The sequence below is a fragment of the Microbacterium sufflavum genome (assembly GCF_023091155.1).
GTDB lineage: Bacteria > Actinomycetota > Actinomycetes > Actinomycetales > Microbacteriaceae > Microbacterium > Microbacterium sufflavum.
The window spans coordinates 1,042,051-1,060,203 of record NZ_JAHWXK010000001.1 but is presented as its reverse complement, the minus strand read 5'-3'; the positions used below and the strand labels follow the sequence as shown (position 1 = coordinate 1,060,203).

The following is an 18,153-nucleotide window of genomic DNA, read 5'->3' as shown; positions in this document are numbered from 1 at the left end:
GGTGGGTCTTGACCTCCTGCTCGCCAGCACCACCCCCAGCCCCGAACCGGCTGCCGGCGGGTTCGACCTGCTCGGCACGATCCTCTGGCCGCTGAAGTGGGTCGTCGAGCTCATCCTGGTCGCCTGGCACTGGCTGCTGACGGCCGTCGGCCTTCCGGCAGCCTCCGGTATCACGTGGGTGCTGTCGATCGTCGGCCTCGTCGTGGTGGTGCGCGCGGCGCTGATCCCGCTCTTCGTGAAGCAGATCAAGAGCCAGCGAAAGATGATGGAAATTGCTCCTGAACTGCGAAAAGTTCAGGAGAAGTATCGCGGGAAGAAGGATCAGCTCTCTCGCGAGGCCATGAGCCGCGAGACGATGGCGCTGTACAAGAAGCACGGCACGACGCCGATGTCGAGCTGCCTGCCGCTCCTCGTGCAGATGCCGATCTTCTTCTCGCTCTACAGCGTGCTGAGCGATGTCAGCAAGCACGCGCGAGACAACATCGGCGGTGTCGGTCTCCTCAGCCCCGAGCTGACGAAGGAGTTCTACGACGCGAAGCTCTTCGGCGTCGCCTCGTTGCACGAGACGCTGGGCAACGCGATCGATGCGCAGAACACGACGGCCATCATCATCCTGGTCACGCTCGTGGTGCTCATGATCGGGTCGCAGTTCTTCACGCAGCTGCAGATCATCTCCAAGAACCTGTCGCCCGAGGCCAAGACCGGCCAGGCGTATCAGATGCAGAAGATCATGCTCTACGTGCTGCCGCTGGGCTTCATCTTCTCGGGCGTCTTCTTCCCGCTCGGCGTCGTCGTGTACTGGTTCATCTCCAACCTGTGGACCATGGGGCAGCAGTTCCTCGTCATCCGTGAGATGCCGACCCCGGGTTCTGAGGCGGCGAAGGCCCGCGAGGAACGCCTGGCGCGCAAGGGCAAGGCCATCGATTCGTCGGGCAAGGTGGTGCCGATGTCGGTGTACGAGGCCGAGCAGCAGCGTCTGCTCGAGGAGGCCGAGAAGGCCAAGGCAGAGGCACCGAAGCGTCAGCAGCCCGTGGGTAAGAAGCGGGCGAAGAAGAAGGGAAGCGGTTCATGAGCGAGGTCGTGACCGGGAGCACGGAGCCGACGGTGGCGCAGCTGGAGCTCGAGGGCGACGTCGCCGCCGACTACCTCGAAGAGCTGCTCGACATCGCCGACATCGACGGCGATTTGAACCTCGATGTGCGTCAGGGCCGCGCCTATGTGTCGGTGGAGGCCGAGGGCGATGGACTGTCCGTGCTCTCTGCACCTGACACGGTCCAGGCGCTGCAGGAGCTCACTCGACTGGCGGTGCAGAACAAGACCGGTTCGTTCTCCCGGCTGATCCTCGATATCGGTGGTTCGCGCGACACCCGGCGTCGGCAGCTCGAAACGCTGGTCGACGCCGCGGCCGCGAAGCTCGACGAGGGGTCGTCGCAGGCGTCGCTTCCCTCGATGTCGAGCTACGAGCGGAAGCTGGTGCACGACATCGCTGCCGACCGCGGCCTCGTCTCCGAGTCGTACGGTGAGGGCGCGGACCGCCACACCGTGTTGCGTCGTCGGTGATGGCGGCGTCGGACTCGTCCACCGAACCCGGCGCACCCGAAACCGGTGTGGTCGAAGCAGAGCCGGCCGTCGCCGCTGAACTCTTCGGCGACCGTATCGACGTCGCGCGACAGTTCACGGCCGCTCTTGCTCGTGAGGGTGAGGAGCGGGGCCTGATCGGACCCCTCGAACTCCCGCGGTTGTGGACCCGTCACATTCTGAACAGCGCGATCGCCGCGCCCCTCTTCCACGGCACCGTGGCGGACATCGGGTCGGGCGCCGGGCTCCCTGGTCTGGTCCTGGCGATCGCGCGACCGGATGTCACCTGGACACTGGTCGAGCCGATGGAACGCCGGATCACCTGGTTGAACGAGCAGGTCGCGGCTCTGGGACTCGACAACGTCACGGTGCTGCGGTCGCGCGCGGAAGACGTGAAGGCGGGCGATGGATTCGACGTCGTGACCGCTCGCGCCGTGAGCGCGCTTCGGACTCTCCTTCCCCTCACAGCTCCGCTGGTCCGTGACGGAGGGGAACTCGCCCTGCTCAAGGGTGCGAACGCGGCGAACGAGATCGAGGCTGCGCAGAAGCAGATCAAGAAGTACCGCCTTTCCGACGTGCGGGTAGAAGTCCTCGGCGAGGGAGTGCTTCCCGAGACGACTCGCGTCGTGCGTGCGCGCGTGCGGTGACGTCGCCGTTTCACGTGAAACATCCGGCCTGACGAGGCGTACTCGGCACGGCTATGCCGCGGAAGTTTCGGCGGTTGCTGGGGGGTGCGGGCTGCATCCGACGTGCGGGAGCGGACGACTCTCGCCGCAGGGGATGACCTGGCGCCGCCGTGTCTTCGTCACGCGCCGAGCGGCGTGTCTGACCGAGCGCGTCCAACACGGACAGCACGGCGACGGTCGGTCCGGTCGGGCGAGCGTGACATCGGCGACTCGCGGTCGCGCGATGCGATGCCTGCGATCGGTCCCGCCCGGTTTGGGGCGAGACCCCACCTGGCCACGTGTCCTCCCCTCGCGGTTAGAACGTGGTGCCCGACATGCGAACACATCCCTGACCGCCGACGGAGCGTCAGCCGTTGGTGAGGGGTGTGACGGCGGCATTCCTAGACACACACGCCCAGCGCAGTTGCACGGCGGATCGACATCGTGTGCGGTGCAGCTGGTGATTGACCGGGCGCGGGCTCGCGAGGTGGGGATGTGGTTGACCGTGCCACCAGCCGGAGGTTGCAGGCCCGCGCCCTTCCGGTGCCCGACGTCCTTACAGGTTCGATGCGCGCCGGCAGCCCGTTTCACGTGAAACATCGAAGTCAGTACCTCAGGCGGAGGCTATGTTTCACGTGAAACACGGCGAGGTCGGGCAGGTGACGGTGGCGTGGCTTGCATCGCGACCGAGTGGTCCTAGTGCGGCCTTCGGTTGAGATCGATGGGCAGCGCGGTGCTGGCGGATTGATGAGCAAATCTGAGGGCATACAGGGGGTGAGTACCGCTGTTCGTGCGCTGCGGACGAACTCCGGGACGGTGGGTCGCAATCGTAGGGAAGGACTGGCCGCGGGTGCCGATGGGGCCTGCGGGGTGGTGCGCATCCTGCTCCCGCGGCGAGTCGTGTGAGAGTTTCCGCGGCCGCGGATTCACTGGGTGTCCCCAGAAGGAGCGGTGTCGGGGGAACGCAGGTTTACGTCAGCGCCCTGTATGTCGGGTGGTGCGGGCCTGACCGCGGTAAGACACTGCAACCGATGATCCGAGCGGATACGACGAGGAGCCCGAGTCCGGGAGTCATCGATGCGGGAGATGGCCATGTTGCGTGAGCTTCATGGTGGTCAGCTCCCGGGAGGGGAGAAGGCTTTGGGGTGGCGGGAGGTCGGATGCGCCGGGCACGGGGCGGTGGTGCGCTTGTAAACACAGCGGAACGGGCGGGGACTCGAGATGTGTGGGCGATCGGTGGCGCAGTCGGTAGGGCGTGAGGGAGTGTGCGGCTGCATACGTCGCGCAGCGTCAGGGACTCCGGTAGTCGGGGCACTACAGATGAGGGAGATGAGGCGCCTCAGAAAGGGGCTGTCACGGGCCGAGGGTCGAGGCGTCCCTGTATCGAACGGGAAGGTCGTACGGGAAGGTCTGATGGGCGCCGGGGGTGACGGCGTCGCGCCGACGAGGGGAAGACGATGGGTGGTTGCACCGCTGGTACTGAGGGTTCGCTGAGCTGGGGTCGACAGTGACCCGTGTGGTGAGGCTTCGATGAGCTGGTGTCCACAGGGCTCCGTGTACTGGGGCTTCGATGAGCCGGGGGTCCACAGTTCCCCGGTTGGGGGTGGGGGAGGGCAGGGACGAGCGCGAGGTGCGGCGGCCGGGTGGGACGACGTGGTGCGGGCGTGCAGGGTCGGGGCATTCCGCGCGTGAGGGTTGCTCAGGTGAAAGGGGTGGGCAGGGCGCGGATGACGATGGAGTCGGGGACGTGTGGGTGCGGTGCGGGGGGTCGTGCGGGGTGTCCTCTGGGTGGGGAGAAGCATGAGAGTCGGTCGGAGAGAACCGCCGGGCTCAGCTGGGGATGTCGTGCGGGCCTTGCTTGCGTGAGGGGTGGGTGCGCGGTGCGGATGACGATGGCGTGGGGGAGTGGAGGGCATGTGGCACGCGGCGGCACGGTGTCGGCGGAGTGCCCAGGTGCGGCGAGGGACATCGGGGCCAGCTGCACGAGCCGTGAGTGCAGGGCATCTGCCCGAATCGGGCCGTTCCGCACCGGAAGCTGTGGGGCGAGGCACGGGGAGACGGGACTGCACGGCCATGAGCGGGCCTGCCGAGTCAGGAGCGGGGGGCTCCGACCGGCTGTCGCGGGCTGGTGGCGAGTCGTCGGTGAGCGCAAGACGCACGAGCGGGCGCGACCGCCGAAGGTGTGGTGTTCATGCGGGGGAGGAGGTGGGCGTGAGGAGGAGGCGGGTCTGGGGAAGAGGCGGGCGTAGGGAGGGGGCGGGCGTAGGGAGGAGGCGGGCGTAGGGAGGAGGCGGGCGTACGGAGGAGGCGGGCGTAGGGAAGAAGCGGCCGCTGGGGAAGAAGCGCGCGTAGGGAGGAGGCGGGCGTAGGGAGGAGGCGGGCGTAGGGAGGGGGCGGGCGTGGGGGAGAAGCGGGCGTGGGGCAGAAGCGGGCGCGGGGGAGAAGCGGGCGCGGGGGAGAAGCGGGCGTGGGGGAGAAGCGGCCGCAGGGACGAAGCGGCCGCAGGGAAGAAGCGAGCCTGGGGAAGAAGCGTGCGTAGGGAGGAGGCGGGCGTAGGGAGGAGGCGGGCGTAGGGAAGAAGCGCGCGTAGGGAGGAGGCGGGCGTAGGGAGGAGGCGGGCGTAGGGAAGAAGCGGCCGTTGGGTAAGAAGCGGCCGTTGGGAAGAAGCGAGCCTGGGGAAGAAGCGGGGTGGGGACGAAGCGGGGTGGGGAAGAGCGGGCGCCGAGGGTGGAGGCATGCGGGCCCCGACAACACGGAGGTCCGTCGGCTCACGAGACGCAGTGGACGACGGACCGCACCAGGGAAATGCGCGGACATGCGGTGTTGGCCCGATGGGGGCAAGCCCGGACGGAGACGGGACCGCGTGTGCTGGATCGCGGGGAGGGCTGGGTGAGCCGCGAGGTCGGGGCCATGAAGGGCGAGACGACGCGGTCGCTGACGGACCGAACACGCCGCGGAACGGGCGCAGTGTTTCACGTGAAACGGTGAAAGGCGCTCATGCGGGGCGGCGTTCGCCGGGGGGCAGGTCGGGGCTTCTTCAAGAACCGTCGCGGGTGGGGGAGGAGGTGCTGAGGGGGCAGCTCACGCGGCGGTTCATGTAGACGTGATCCTGGATGCGCCTGGTCGGGGATCTCCGGCGCGAGCGAGGAGGCCCGGCAGCTGTTTCAGACGACCGATTGCGGTCATCGATGCGGCACCGTGAGCGCGCGGCGCTCGCTCGCTGCGACGAGGAACTCCCGGAATCGATGCGGCTGCCGGTCGTGGGCCGGCACGAGCCGCGGACGGAAGTGCGCTCAGCGTCGATGCTGACGGGCGTGCGCGGTTCGAGGTCGGTCCCTGCGATTAGAGTGGGATGCGGCCCCGAAAGGAGTGGATGTTTCACGTGAAACAGTCCGAAAAGACACCGGCGAACGACTCGTTCGGGATGGATACGCCCCTCGCGCGTGAACTCGCCGACCTTTCCGCGCGCCGCAGGGCGCTGGAAGCCGTCGAGGTGGAGTTCACGGGGGAGACTCGGGTGCTCACCGTGTCGAACCAGAAAGGCGGCGTCGGCAAGACCACGAGTGCGGTGAACATCGCCTCCGCGCTGGCCGGACTCGGTGCCTCGGTTCTCGTGATCGACCTCGACCCCCAGGGGAATGCGTCCACGGCACTCGGGGTTCCGCACAACGCGGACACGCCGAGCGTGTACGACGTGCTGATCGATGAGTTCCCGCTCGCGGAGATCGTGCAGCCCAGCCCGGAGAACCCACGACTGTTCTGTGCTCCGAGCACCATCCACCTGGCGGGCGCCGAGATCGAGCTGGTGGCACAGGTCGCGCGGGAACATCGGCTCCGACGCGCTCTGCAGGACTACCTCGTCGACCACCCGGTGGACTTCGTGATCATCGATTGCCCGCCGTCGCTCGGGCTTCTGACGATCAACGCCTTCACCGCAGCGTCCGAGGTCTTCATCCCCATCCAGTGCGAGTACTACGCGCTGGAGGGTCTGAGCCAGCTTCTGGGAAGCATCCAGATGATCCAGAAGCACCTCAACCCGGCTCTGCACCTCTCCACCATCCTGCTGACGATGTTCGATGGCCGTACCCGGCTGGCGCAGCAGGTTGCGGAAGAGGTTCGGACGCATTTCCCCACCCAGGTGCTGAACACCGTCATCCCTCGGTCGGTCCGCGTGTCCGAGGCCCCCAGTTTCGGCCAGACGGTCATCGCGTACGACGGACAGTCCGCCGGCGCGATCGCCTACCGCGAGGCCGCTGTCGAGATCGCGTCGCGTGTGACGCAGAGCAAGGAGAAGTAATGGCGAAGCGCACTGGACTCGGCCGGGGCATCGGTGCCCTCATTCCGACCGCGGATCAGGCGGAGCGACCCGTCGACGTGTTCTTCCCCGGCGCGAGCCTGCGCCCGGACACGACCGACTCCGGCGCAGCCGCGGTTGCGGAAGCTACCCTCGAGGCGGTCCCCGGCATCCACCTGGTGCAGGTCGACCCGCACGCGATCGTGCCGAACCCGCGTCAGCCGCGGACGCACTTCGACCCGGAGGACCTGGCCGAACTCGTGCACAGCGTGCGGGAGTTCGGGGTGCTCCAGCCGGTGGTCGTGCGCAAGAACGGCGACGGCGACTACGAACTCATCATGGGGGAGCGTCGGACGCGGGCTGCACGCGAAGCCGGGCTCGACGCGATCCCGGCCATTGTGCGCGACACCGCCGACGAGGACCTCCTGCGCGATGCGCTCCTCGAGAACCTGCACCGCTCCGAGCTGAACCCGCTGGAAGAGGCATCGGCCTACCAGCAGCTGCTCGAGGATTTCGGCATCACCCAGGAAGAGCTCGCAACCCGCATCGGCCGGTCTCGTCCGCAGATCAGCAACACCATCCGCCTGCTCAAACTGCCCGTCCCGGTGCAGCAGCGCGTCGCCGCAGGAGTGCTGTCGGCCGGTCACGCCCGCGCGATCCTGAGCCTTGACACGCCGGAGGCGATGCAGCGCCTTGCCGACAAGGTCGTGAACGAAGACCTGTCGGTGCGCGCGACGGAGGTCGCCGCCAAGGCGCAGCCGAGCGCGGGGAAGACCCCGAAGGCCACGCCGGGAGCGCGACGGGCCTATCTGGACGAGGTGGCGGGCAAGCTCGGCGATCGCCTGAACACGCGGGTGAAGATCTCGCTCGGGACGCGAAAGGGCCAGGTCACGATCGATTTCGCGTCGATCCAGGACCTCAACCGCATCCTGGAGGAGCTGGGCGAAGAAGGGTACGGCTCCGCGCGCTGACCCCGCACGGTGTCAGGGAGGGCCTAGACTCGCGTCATCTTGACGATGCGGGGGTAGGTCATGAGCAGAGCAGCTGACGCGGCGAGCATCAAGCGCCGTGTGATCGCGGTCAGTATCGCCGCGGCATTGGGTGGCTTCCTCTTCGGCTTCGACACCGCGGTGATCAACGGTGCCGTCGACGCTCTCGCGGGCGACGTGTCCGGGTTCGACCTCGGTACCGGCCTCAAGGGCTTCGCCGTGTCGTCCGCGCTGATCGGTTGCGCGGTCGGCGCCTGGTTCGCCGGCCCGATCTCGAACAAGTTCGGGCGCATCCCGGTCATGGTCGTCGCAGCCGCCATGTTCTTCGTCTCCGCGATCGGCTCCGGTCTGGCCTTCAGCGTGGTCGACCTCATCATCTGGCGCGTGATCGGCGGACTGGGCGTGGGGGCAGCCTCGGTCATCGCTCCGGCGTACATCGCCGAGGTGTCGCCGGCCGCCATCCGCGGAAGACTCGGCTCGCTGCAGCAGCTCGCGATCGTCACGGGTATCTTCGCCGCCCTCCTCTCCGACGCGCTGCTCGCGGGAATCGCCGGCGAAGCGGATCAGCCGCTGTGGGGGCTCACCGCCTGGCGCTGGATGTTCATGGTCGCGGCCATCCCCGCGCTCGTCTACGGGCTCGTCTCGCTCCGGCTGCCGGAGTCGCCGCGTTACCTGGTGCGCAAGGGCGAGACGAAACGCGCCGCAGAAGTGCTCCAGACCGTCACCGGCACGATCGACACCGAGGCGAAGATCAAGGAGATCACCGGGACGATCGACACCGAGCGCGCCGAGTCGCTGCGTGACCTGCGAGGAAATCGCCTCGGGCTCAAGCCGATCGTCTGGATCGGCATCCTGCTGTCGGTGTTCCAACAGTTCGTCGGCATCAATGTCATCTTCTACTACTCCACGACGCTCTGGCAGTCGGTCGGGTTCGACGAGTCCAGCGCCCTGTTGACCTCGGTGATCACCTCCGTGACGAACATCGTGGTGACGATCGTGGCGATCCTCCTGGTCGACAAGGTGGGTCGACGGATCATGCTGCTGGTCGGTTCGGTCGGCATGACCGTCACCCTCGGATTGATGGCGCTGGCGTTCTCCTTCGGCACGCTGGATGCGCAGGGCACCGCGACGCTGCCCGACCCCTGGGCCACCGTCGCCCTCGTCTGCGCCAACGGATTCGTGGTGTTCTTCGGCGCCAGCTGGGGACCGCTCGTCTGGGTGCTCCTCGGCGAGATCTTCCCGAACTCGATCCGCGCGGGCGCCCTGGCGGTCGCGGCCGCCGCGCAGTGGGTCGCGAACTTCTTCATCTCCACGACGTTCCCGGCGTTCGCGGAGATCGGACTCACGTTCGCCTACGGGTTCTACGCATTCTTCGCCCTGTTGTCGTTCTTCTTCGTGTTCTTCAAGGTGCCCGAGACCAAGGGCCGGGAGCTCGAGGACATGACCGAGGACGCGAAGGTCGAGCGCCGACGGGGTCCCGCACGCGCGTAGGCTGGACGGATGACCGAGTCCGTCCCGCGCCGCGCCAGCCTGGAAGTGCTGCGCGCCGAAGCGGCCGACGAACTCGCCGTGCTGATCCAGGAGCGGCTGCTGGGCGGGGAAGACCCGTGGGAGTTCATGGAGGAGCTGCCGAGCGTCGACGAGCTCGTGGTGTACCTGCTCCGCGCTGACAACATCGCCGCGAACGACGGCGTGCGACCCAACGCCGCGCGGCACTACCGCGTGCTGCGACAGATCGCCCTGGAGTACCCGGAGCTCACCCCGGCGGTGTGGGGACTGCTCGACGAACAGCAGCGCCACCGCCGGTGGGATCCGCGCATCGCCGACGCCTCCTGACGGCTCTTTCGATTCCTCCGCGCGGCGTCCGCACGCATCGGCGGTGAGGCTCGACACGCGTGGATGCGTGGGGCGGTGCAACGGCGTGTGCGCGCGATGCGGCGGCGCGGGAAATGCGTGGGCTGGGCGGGCGAGGGGACGGCATCGGGCGATGCACGGGCGTGCGGGCGCGACGTGGCGGGGCGGGCGATGCGTGAGGCGGGCGCGATGCGGCGGCGCGGGGGATGCGTGGGCCGGGCGCGCTGCAGCGCGGGGGGCGGTGTGGGGGCAGTGCGAGGTGGGTGCGCGGCCGGCGCCGGGGCGAGGGAGGCGCAGGATCAGGGACGGGCGCGATGCACAAGACTTCTGAACATGATTTTCATAAATCGCTTCATGCTGGTAAAAAGGTGACAGCAACGCGGCGGGGCGGGCACTGACCGGCACTTCCGTGTGTTCATGAAAGACAAGGGAGTTCGCCATGACGTCACGCCTACGCATCGGAGCGGAGCGTGCAGCAGACCGGGCCGACCTGATCCCCGGGAGCAGGATCGGCCTGCTCACCAACTTCACCGGGACCATGCCCGACCTGTCCCGGAACATCGATGCGTTCACGGCCGCGGGTGTGCGACTGCATCACCTGTTCGGGCCCGAGCACGGTCTCGACGGCTCGGTGCAGGCGGGGGAGAGCACCGCGATCGAGCGCGACGAACGCTCCGGGCTCCCGTTCAGCGACACCTACCTCACCGAGGGTGCGGCGCTGGACGACATGATCGCCGCGTCCGGCGTGGATGCCCTCGCCTTCGACATGCAGGACATCGGGGTGCGCTTCTACACCTACATCTGGACCATGTACGACGCGATGCGCAGCGCCGCGCGCCTCGGGCTGCCGTTCACCGTGCTCGACCGACCGAATCCGTTGGGCGGCGCCGTGCTCGCGGGCCCCGGGATCGAGGGCGAGCGCTTCACGAGCTTCGTGGGGCGCAGCGACATCCACCAGCGCCACGGCCTCACCGCCGGGGAGCTGGCACGCCTCTTCGCGCGCCGCGACCTCGCCGCGGAGGGCCTCGAGCTCGACCTGCACGTGGTGACGCTGACGGACTGGGACCCCACGCGGGACTGGACCGCCACCGGACTGCCGTGGGTGCCGCCGTCGCCCAACATCCCCACGCTCGACTCGGTGTACGCGTTCGCCGGCACCGGGCTCGTCGAGGGCACGACCCTGAGCGAGGGGCGCGGCACCACGCGGCCGTTCGAGACCATCGGCGCTCCGTTCCTGACGGCCGCGTTCGCGGAGGACCTGCGCGGGCGCGACCTGCCGGGTGTGCTGTTCCGCGACATCGCCTTCCAGCCGACGTTCCACAAGCACGTGGGGGAGACCGCTCGGGGCGTGCAGCTGCACATCACCGACCACCGGGCGTATGACCCGGTGGGGACCGCCCTGGCGGTGCTGGAGGCCGCCCGTACGTCGGCGCCGGAGGACGTGCACAGCCTGGATGCGGGACAGCGGCTCGATCCAGGCGACTCCGGCTACGCGCTCGACCGCTTGTGGGGGTCCACCAGCCTCCGTGAGGCGCTGAACGCCGGGCGAGACCTGGCGGCGCTGTCCGCGGGGCCTCAGCGAGTCGCGGACGCGTACGGCGACGACGTGCTGCTCTACCCACGCTGAAAACTATTTCCGTCATGTTAATCGTGGCCAAAACTTATTGACATCGACGCGACGGTGAATGTACTTTCATTCCCATCGCGCTGCCGCACCCCCCTTCACCCGAGGAGATATCAATGGAGAGCATCGTCCGGACCTTCCGCGCGGGAGACGGCCCCGAGATCGCGCGAGCCTGGACCGAAGCGGCGCCCGCCGACGGCATCAGCTACGAGCGGTTCCGCGACCTGATCCTGCTCGACCGCAACTTCGACGCCGACGGCCTCTTCCTCGCCGAGTCCGACGGCGACATCGTCGGCGCGGTCTACGCCGTCCGCCGCCAGATCGCGGCCGACGGCGACGACCTGGAGCCCACCTCCGGCTGGATCCCGTTCTTCTTCGTCGTCCCGTCCGCCCGACGCCACGGCATCGCCACCACCCTGATGGCCGCCGCGAAGGAGTGGCTGCGCGGGCACGGCGTCGAGACCGTCTACTTCTCGTCGTACACGCCCAACTACTTCCTCCCCGGGCTCGACGCCGACCGCTACCCCGAAGCCGACGCGTTCCTGCGCTCCGTCGGCTTCCAGACGCAGTACACCTCGGTCGCCATGGACCGCACGCTCAACGACTACGCCATGCCCGACGACGTGCGCGCCCGCATCGCCGAGCTCCGGGACCAGGGCTGGACGTTCTTCTCGCCGACGGGCGACGACCTGGTCGACCTGATCGAGATCGCCGGCACCTTCAACGCCGACTGGTCGCGCGGTATCCGCGAGGGCGTGCTCGGCGGACAGTCGCTCGAGCGCATCATGGTCTGCCGCAACCCCGAGGGCGCCATGCTCGGCTGGGCCATGCACGGCACGTACGAGAACGTGCTGGAGCGCTTCGGCCCGTTCGGGGTGCTGCCGGAGAGCCGCGGCACGGGACTCGGGAAGATCCTGCTGCACCTCACGCTCGAGCGCATGCGTGCCCTGGGCGCCCACAGCGCCTGGTTCCTGTGGACCGAGGAGACCTCCGCCGCCGGACACCTGTACCTGAACACCGGGTTCGAGATCACTCGCACCTTCACGATCCTGCACGCCCCCACCGCCGCCTGACGCGGCCCACCCGAGAGGAATCACATGAAGTCTGCAGCACAGCGTCACCGCCGACGCCTGGTGACCACCGTCGCGCTCACGGGCGCGGCCGCGCTCGCCCTCGCCGGATGCACCACCGGGGCGGAAGGGGGCGGAGACGACGGCGTCGTGAAGCTCACCTTCCTCAGCCACTACGGCAGCGACCCGTTCAAGACCGGGATCGGCGACCTCATCGACCAGTGGAACGAGGAGAACCCCGACATCCAGGTGACCTCGCAGGCCGTCAACTTCGACGAGCTGCTCACCACCCTCAACGTGCGCCAGACCGGCGGACGCGGTGCCGACATCGTCAGCTCGTACTCCCTGTGGGGTGGGCAGCTGCAGGCCAACGGCGTGCTCTCCGCTCCGCCCAAGGACGTCGCGGCCGACATCACCGACAACTACAGCCCCGCGGCGCTCGCCTCGGTCACGACCGGTGACGGCGAGATCCTCGGATACCCGACCGAGTTCAACACGTACGCGCTGTTCTACAACAAGCAGCTCCTCGCCGACGCGGGCTACGACGCCCCGCCGGCGAACTGGGACGAGCTGGTCGAGGCCGCCAACGCCACCACGAAGAAGGACGGCTCGGGCAACACGATCGTGCAGGGCCTCTCCCTCATCCAGGACGGCGACAACCACACGGTGCACCCGTTCCTGTCGCTGCTCGACTCCGCCGGTGGCGAGTTCCTCGCGGCCGACGGGAAGTCCGCCATGGACGATAAGGCCGAGGACGTGATGCAGCTCGAGTCCGACCTGGCCGAGACCGGCGCCACCTCGACCTCGATCATGCCGACGAAGGCGTTCCCCACGGGCGGCGTGGCCATGGCCGTGCAGGCCGGCTGGTGGATCGGCAGCCTGAAGGCCTCGATGGGCGACGACTACGCCAACGTCGGCGTCGCCCCCGTGCCCGGCCCGGAGACCGGTGACGTGGGCTCCCTCGCCTACAGCTTCTTCACCGGCGTGAACTCCGGCAGCCAGCACCAGGAAGAGGCCTGGAAGTTCCTCAGCTGGCTCAACTCGCACGAGAACGAGGACGGCGTCACCGCCCTCGGCGACTTCCTCGCCACGCAGGGCCTGATCCCGCCGCGCACCACGGACGCGGAGATCCTCGGCCCGAAGTACCTCGCCGAGGAGCCGAACCTCGAGGCGATCTACGCCGCCGCCGACTACGCGATGGCCGAGTCGAACGCGTCGAACGCCTACGAGGCGAAGACCGCCACCAACACGGCGCTCAACGACATCATCGTCAACGGCGCCGACGTGAAGACCACCTTCTCGAAGCTGGTCAAGGAGATCGACGCCCAGTAGCACCACCGGAGGGCGGGGACCACGCGCGTCCCCGCCCTCCACCCCGAGACCACCCACGGAGGGCCGATGGCCAACCCCACTCTCATGACGGCGGCGCAGGAAGCCGCGGAGGACACGATCGCGGTGACGACGGTCGGGAAGAAGGCCAAGCCGCGTTCGCGTCGCTTCCGCCGCGAAGCCCGCGCCGGCTACCTGTTCCTCGCGCCCTCCCTGCTGTTCTTCACCGTCTTCCTGATCCTGCCCACCTTCTTCGCGATCTTCCTGTCGCTGTCGACCTGGGGCGGATACGACCTCACGAAGATCGAGTTCACCGGGTTCCAGAACTACCTGGAGATCCTGCAGATCGACAGCACGTTCGTGCAGCCGATCCTCATCAACACGTTCCTGTTCGCGATCATCGCCGTGATCCTCGCGGTCGGCGGCTCGGTCGTCGTCGCCCAGCTCATCGAACGCCTCAAGTTCCAGGGATTCTGGCGGTTCCTGTACTTCCTCCCCGTCGTGGCCACCGTGGTCGCGATCGGCAATGTGTGGAAGATGCTCTACCAGCCGGCCGGCCTCATCAACGCCGTGCTCAACGCCCTCGGCGTGAACTCCATCGGCTTCCTGTCCGACCCGAACCTCGCCCTCCCCGCGGTCGCCGTGGTGCAGGCGTGGGCCTCGATCGGCGCGGCCGTGCTCATCCTCACGGCGGGCATCAAGGGCATCGACAAGACCATGTACGAGGCCGCGGAGATCGACGGCGCGAACTCCTGGCGCACGTTCTGGAGCATCACGCTGCCGCTGCTGCGGCCCTCCCTGGTGTTCGTCTTCATCACCCAGTGCATCGCCGGCCTGCAGTCGTTCGCGCTCATCATCGTGATGACCAAGGACGGCGGACCCGCGAACGCCACGAACGTCGCCGCGTTCGAGATGTACCAGCAGGCGTTCAAGTTCGGCGCCTGGGGCACCGCGAGCGCCATGGCCATGGTGCTCTTCCTGATCATCTTCATCATCACGCTGCTCCAGCTCTGGATCAGCCGTCGCACCGGAGGAGACGACTGATGGGCGTCCGTCAGCGCAAGCGCCACCCGTTCCCGTGGATCTCCTACCTCGTGGTCGCCATCGGTGGCGTGATGATGGTGGTCCCGTTCTTCGACACGGTCTTCAGCTCGCTGAAGGGCCCCGGTGAGTACGGCATCTTCCCGTACCGGTTCTTCCCGGAGAACTGGACCTGGGACAACTACACCGCCGCGTTCGAGCAGCTGCAGCTGGACAAGCTGTTCTTCAACAGCACGGTCGTGACGCTCGTGGTCACCGCGTCGGTGCTCATCACCTCCGCGATGGCGGGCTACGCGCTCGCGAAGCTGCGGTTCCGCGGTCGCGACGTGATCTTCCGGTTCGTGCTCGCGACCATGATGCTGCCGCCGTTCCTGCTGCTGATCCCCGACTTCCTGATCATGCTGAACTGGCCGCTGGTGGGCGGCAACAACATCCTCGGCCAGGGCGGGTTCGGCGGTATGACGAACAACATCGTCTCGCTCATGCTGCCGTTCCTCGTCAGCGGGTTCGGCATCTTCCTGATGCGCCAGTTCATGGTGGGCGTGCCCGACGAGATGCTCGAGGCCGCGCGCATCGACGGCGCGGGGGAGTGGCGGCTGTTCTTCAACATCGTGCTGCCGCAGGCGACGCCGGTGGCCATCACCCTCGGCGTGATCACGTTCGTCGGCCAGTGGAACGAGTACATCTGGTCGTCGCTGATCGCCTCCGCGAACCCCGACCTGATGACGCTGCCCGTCGGCATCCAGATGCTGCAGAGCTTCATCGACCCGAACCGCACCATGCCGATCGTGATGGCCGGCATCGTCATCAGCACCCTCCCGGTGCTGCTGATCTTCCTGTTCCTGCAGAAGTACTACGTCCGCGGCGTCATGCTCAGCGGAATGAAGTGACCCCCACGAAACGGAGTGATGACAATGGGTAGGACCGTACTCGCCATCGGCGGGCACATCGGCGACATGGACCTCACGGCGGGTCCGACCCTCGCCAAGATGGTGCAGGAGGGGGACCGGGCGATCATCCTCGCGTGCACCTACGGCGAGCGGGGCCACCCCACGATCGCGCCCGACGAGTACCGGAAGCAGAAGGTGGCGGAGGGCGAGGCCTTCGCGGCGGCGATCGGTGCCGAGTTCCGCGTGCTGGACTACTCCGACGGCTTCCTGCCCGACGACGACTCCGCCGCGGAACAGATCGCCGACATCATCCGGCAGGAGAAGCCCGAGATCCTCATCACGCACTGGACCACGAGCATCCACCGCGACCACGAGCGCGCGGCGATCCTCGCGGAGCGCGGCCGGTTCCTCGCGTCTCTCCCCGTGGACAGCCCGTACGGACGCCACGGCATCTCGCAGTTCCTGCACGCGGACAACTGGGAAGACGCGGAGGGTTTCACGCCCGACCTGTACGTGGACATCCCCGACGCCGCGTTCGAGACCTGGCGGGCAGCCATCCAGGGCCAGGCCTTCGCCCGCGGAGAGACCTACGGGTTCCGGTACATCGACTACTACAGCGCGAACATGCTCGCGAAGGGCTGCCTGGCCGGCACCACCCGGGCGTGCGGCTTCAAGCGCGGCGACAAGGGCGCCGAGCTGGCAGGGCCGTGAGCCCCGAGCGCTCGACCGAAGGGCCGGAGGTGCGTCTGCGCCTCCGGCCCTTCCGCGTGGGCGACGAGGACGACCTCGCCGCCGTGTGCCTGCGCACCGGAGACTCGGGCGCCGACGCCACGGGCCTCTACCGCTCGCCACGGCTGCTGGGGGAGGTGTTCGCGCTGCCCTACGCGGCGTGGAGCCCCGAGACGTGTCTCGTGCTCGACGCCGGCGACCGCGTGGTCGGGTACGTGGTGTGCGCGCCCGACACGACCGCGTACGAGCAGTGGTTCCGGCACGCGTGGTGGCCTCCCCGCGAGGCGCGGCACCGGGGCGACCGTGCCGACGAGGGCAGGGATGCGACCATCGTCGCGTTCGCCCGGAGGATCGGTGAAGGTCGGGTGCCGTTCGTGGACCGCTACCCCGCGCATCTGCACATCGACCTGCTGCCCGAGGCGCAGGGCCACGGGTGGGGGCGGCGGTTGATCGACACGCTCGCGACGCTGCTGCGCGACCGGGGCGTGCCGGGGCTGCAGCTGACCGCCGGGACGCGCAACACCGGCGCCATCGCGTTCTACCGTCGCCTCGGCTTCGCGGAGCTGCATCGGACGGACGACGGCGTGACGTTCGGGATGCTCCTCGACGACGTGACCCCGCGGCACTGAGGGGCGGGGACGCAGAAGGGGTCGCACCCCCGGGAGGTGCGGCCCCTTCTCGTCGTCCGGGAGGATCAGCCGATGAAGTCGGCGAGGTCCTTCTCGAGGGCGAACTTCGGCTTGGCGCCGATGATGGTCGTCTTGACCTCGCCGCCGTGGAAGACCTTCATCGCCGGGATCGACGTGATCTGGTACTTCATGGCGAGCTCGGGGTTCTCGTCGACGTTGAGCTTGAGGATGGTGATCTTGTCGGGGTTGTCGGCCTGGATCTCGTCCAGCACCGGCGCGACCATACGACACGGACCGCACCACTCGGCCCAGAAGTCCACCAGCACGGGACCATCGGCCTGCAGCACGTCCTGCTCCCAGGTCGCCTGGCTCGTTGCCTTTGCACTCATCAGAGTTCTCCTTGTTCGAGGTTCGCCTGCTACAACAACGGGCGAGGGGAAAGTGTTCCCGGCGCTGATCAGGCCGTGATGACCTCGGCGGCCTCCGCGGCGGGGACCTCGACCGAGGCGTCCTCCAGATCGGCGAGGAAGTGCTCCGCGTCGAGCGCGGCGACCGTGCCGGTGCCGGCGGCGGTGATGGCCTGACGGTAGGTCGGGTCGATCACGTCGCCCGCCGCGAACACCCCGGGGACCGAGGTGCGGGAGGAGCGGCCGTCGACCCAGATCGTGCCCTCGGACGTGAGCTCGAGCTTGTCGTGCACGAGGTGCGTGCGCGGGTCGTTGCCGATCGCGATGAAGAGGCCGTCGAGGGGCAGGTCGCGCAGCGAGCCGTCGACCGTGGACCGCAGCTGCACGCCGGTGACCGCGGTCTCGCCGAGGATCTCCGCGACCTCGCTGTTCCACACGAACTCGATCTTCTCGTTCGCGAACGCCCGCTCCTGCATGATCTTCGAGGCGCGCAGCGTGTCCTTGCGGTGGATCACGTACACCTTGTCGGCGAAGCGCGTGAGGAAGGTCGCCTCCTCCATCGCCGAGTCGCCGCCGCCGACGACCGCGATGGTCTTCTGGCGGAAGAAGAAGCCGTCGCACGTGGCGCACCAGGACACGCCGAAGCCCGACAGGCGCTCCTCGCCCTCGATGCCGAGCTTGCGGTAGGCCGAGCCCGTCGCATAGATGATGGTCTTCGCCTCGTGCGTGGTGCCGGAGCCGAGCGTGACCTTCTTGACCGGGCCGGCGACATCGAGCTCGGTGACGTCGTCGTACAGGACCTCGGTGCCGAACTTCTCGGCCTGCTCCTGGAACTTGGCCATCAGCTCGGGGCCCTGGATGCCCTCCGGGAAGCCCGGGTAGTTCTCGACCTCGGTGGTGTTCATCAGCTCACCGCCGACCTCGACCGAGCTCGCGATGAGCAGCGGCTCCAGGTTCGCGCGTGCGGCGTAGATGGCAGCCGTGAATCCGGCGGGGCCGGAGCCGATGATGATGACCTGACGCATGTGATCTCCGTTAGAAAGGCGGTGCCGTC

General features: G+C 68.1%; 16 protein-coding genes. 14 read left to right on the top strand and 2 right to left on the bottom strand.

Annotation, left to right across the window (positions count from 1 at the left end):
• Position 1 precedes the first annotated feature (1 nt).
• The 14 genes from yidC to KZC56_RS05210 all read left to right on the top strand — a co-directional run bounded on the left by yidC (position 2) and on the right by KZC56_RS05210 (position 16,692).
• Positions 2-1,072 carry a membrane protein insertase YidC gene (yidC, locus tag KZC56_RS05275; RefSeq protein ID WP_136033750.1) on the top strand — a complete coding sequence of 357 codons (1,071 nt, stop codon included), beginning with the start codon at positions 2-4 and terminating at the stop codon, positions 1,070-1,072.
• Positions 1,069-1,560 (top strand): Jag family protein, encoded by a 492-nt coding sequence (locus KZC56_RS05270; protein WP_136033753.1) that lies wholly within the window; start codon positions 1,069-1,071, stop codon positions 1,558-1,560. The genes yidC and KZC56_RS05270 overlap by 4 nt, the downstream gene beginning before the upstream one ends.
• On the top strand, positions 1,560-2,225 hold the full coding sequence (gene rsmG / locus KZC56_RS05265) for a 16S rRNA (guanine(527)-N(7))-methyltransferase RsmG (RefSeq protein ID WP_247638036.1): 666 nt from the start codon (positions 1,560-1,562) through the stop codon (positions 2,223-2,225). Before KZC56_RS05270 ends, rsmG begins: the two co-directional genes overlap by 1 nt.
• Before the next feature lie 3,391 nt (positions 2,226-5,616).
• Positions 5,617-6,540: a ParA family protein gene (locus tag KZC56_RS05260; RefSeq protein ID WP_247638035.1), complete on the top strand. Its 924-nt coding sequence runs from the start codon at positions 5,617-5,619 to the stop codon at positions 6,538-6,540.
• Complete coding sequence (locus tag KZC56_RS05255; RefSeq protein ID WP_136045153.1) at positions 6,540-7,508, top strand: ParB/RepB/Spo0J family partition protein; 969 nt, start codon at positions 6,540-6,542, stop codon at positions 7,506-7,508. Before KZC56_RS05260 ends, KZC56_RS05255 begins: the two co-directional genes overlap by 1 nt.
• A gap of 60 nt (positions 7,509-7,568) precedes the next feature.
• The gene (locus KZC56_RS05250) at positions 7,569-9,017 is read left to right on the top strand and encodes a sugar porter family MFS transporter (RefSeq protein WP_206252159.1); all 1,449 of its coding nucleotides are present in this window, start codon (positions 7,569-7,571) and stop codon (positions 9,015-9,017) included.
• 9 nt (positions 9,018-9,026) lie between these two features.
• Complete coding sequence (locus KZC56_RS05245) at positions 9,027-9,362, top strand: tryptophan synthase subunit alpha (protein ID WP_136033761.1); 336 nt, start codon at positions 9,027-9,029, stop codon at positions 9,360-9,362.
• A 457-nt stretch (positions 9,363-9,819) separates the two neighbouring features.
• Entirely contained in the window at positions 9,820-11,007 is a 1,188-nt protein-coding gene (locus tag KZC56_RS05240; RefSeq protein WP_247638034.1) for an exo-beta-N-acetylmuramidase NamZ family protein, read from the top strand.
• A gap of 113 nt (positions 11,008-11,120) precedes the next feature.
• Entirely contained in the window at positions 11,121-12,077 is a 957-nt protein-coding gene (locus KZC56_RS05235) for a GNAT family N-acetyltransferase (RefSeq protein ID WP_136037082.1), read from the top strand.
• A 24-nt stretch (positions 12,078-12,101) separates the two neighbouring features.
• Complete coding sequence (locus tag KZC56_RS05230) at positions 12,102-13,406, top strand: extracellular solute-binding protein (protein ID WP_136033767.1); 1,305 nt, start codon at positions 12,102-12,104, stop codon at positions 13,404-13,406.
• Between the two features lie 66 nt (positions 13,407-13,472).
• Complete coding sequence (locus tag KZC56_RS05225) at positions 13,473-14,447, top strand: carbohydrate ABC transporter permease (RefSeq protein WP_205812707.1); 975 nt, start codon at positions 13,473-13,475, stop codon at positions 14,445-14,447.
• Positions 14,447-15,334: a carbohydrate ABC transporter permease gene (locus tag KZC56_RS05220; RefSeq protein ID WP_136033769.1), complete on the top strand. Its 888-nt coding sequence runs from the start codon at positions 14,447-14,449 to the stop codon at positions 15,332-15,334. Before KZC56_RS05225 ends, KZC56_RS05220 begins: the two co-directional genes overlap by 1 nt.
• Positions 15,335-15,358: 24 nt before the next feature.
• Positions 15,359-16,045, top strand: coding sequence for a PIG-L deacetylase family protein (locus KZC56_RS05215; protein WP_136033771.1), 687 nt, complete (start codon positions 15,359-15,361; stop codon positions 16,043-16,045).
• Positions 16,042-16,692, top strand: coding sequence for a GNAT family N-acetyltransferase (locus tag KZC56_RS05210; protein ID WP_247638033.1), 651 nt, complete (start codon positions 16,042-16,044; stop codon positions 16,690-16,692). Before KZC56_RS05215 ends, KZC56_RS05210 begins: the two co-directional genes overlap by 4 nt.
• A gap of 65 nt (positions 16,693-16,757) precedes the next feature.
• Here the strand turns inward: KZC56_RS05210 and trxA are convergent, their stop codons facing one another.
• Together trxA and trxB are read right to left on the bottom strand one after the other, a co-directional pair.
• Positions 16,758-17,081 (bottom strand): thioredoxin, encoded by a 324-nt coding sequence (trxA, locus tag KZC56_RS05205; protein WP_136033773.1) that lies wholly within the window; start codon positions 17,079-17,081, stop codon positions 16,758-16,760.
• A 68-nt stretch (positions 17,082-17,149) separates the two neighbouring features.
• Positions 17,150-18,124, bottom strand: a complete 975-nt coding sequence (gene trxB / locus KZC56_RS05200) for a thioredoxin-disulfide reductase (protein WP_206252162.1) — start codon at positions 18,122-18,124, stop codon at positions 17,150-17,152.
• Between the last annotated feature and the right edge of the window lie 29 nt (positions 18,125-18,153).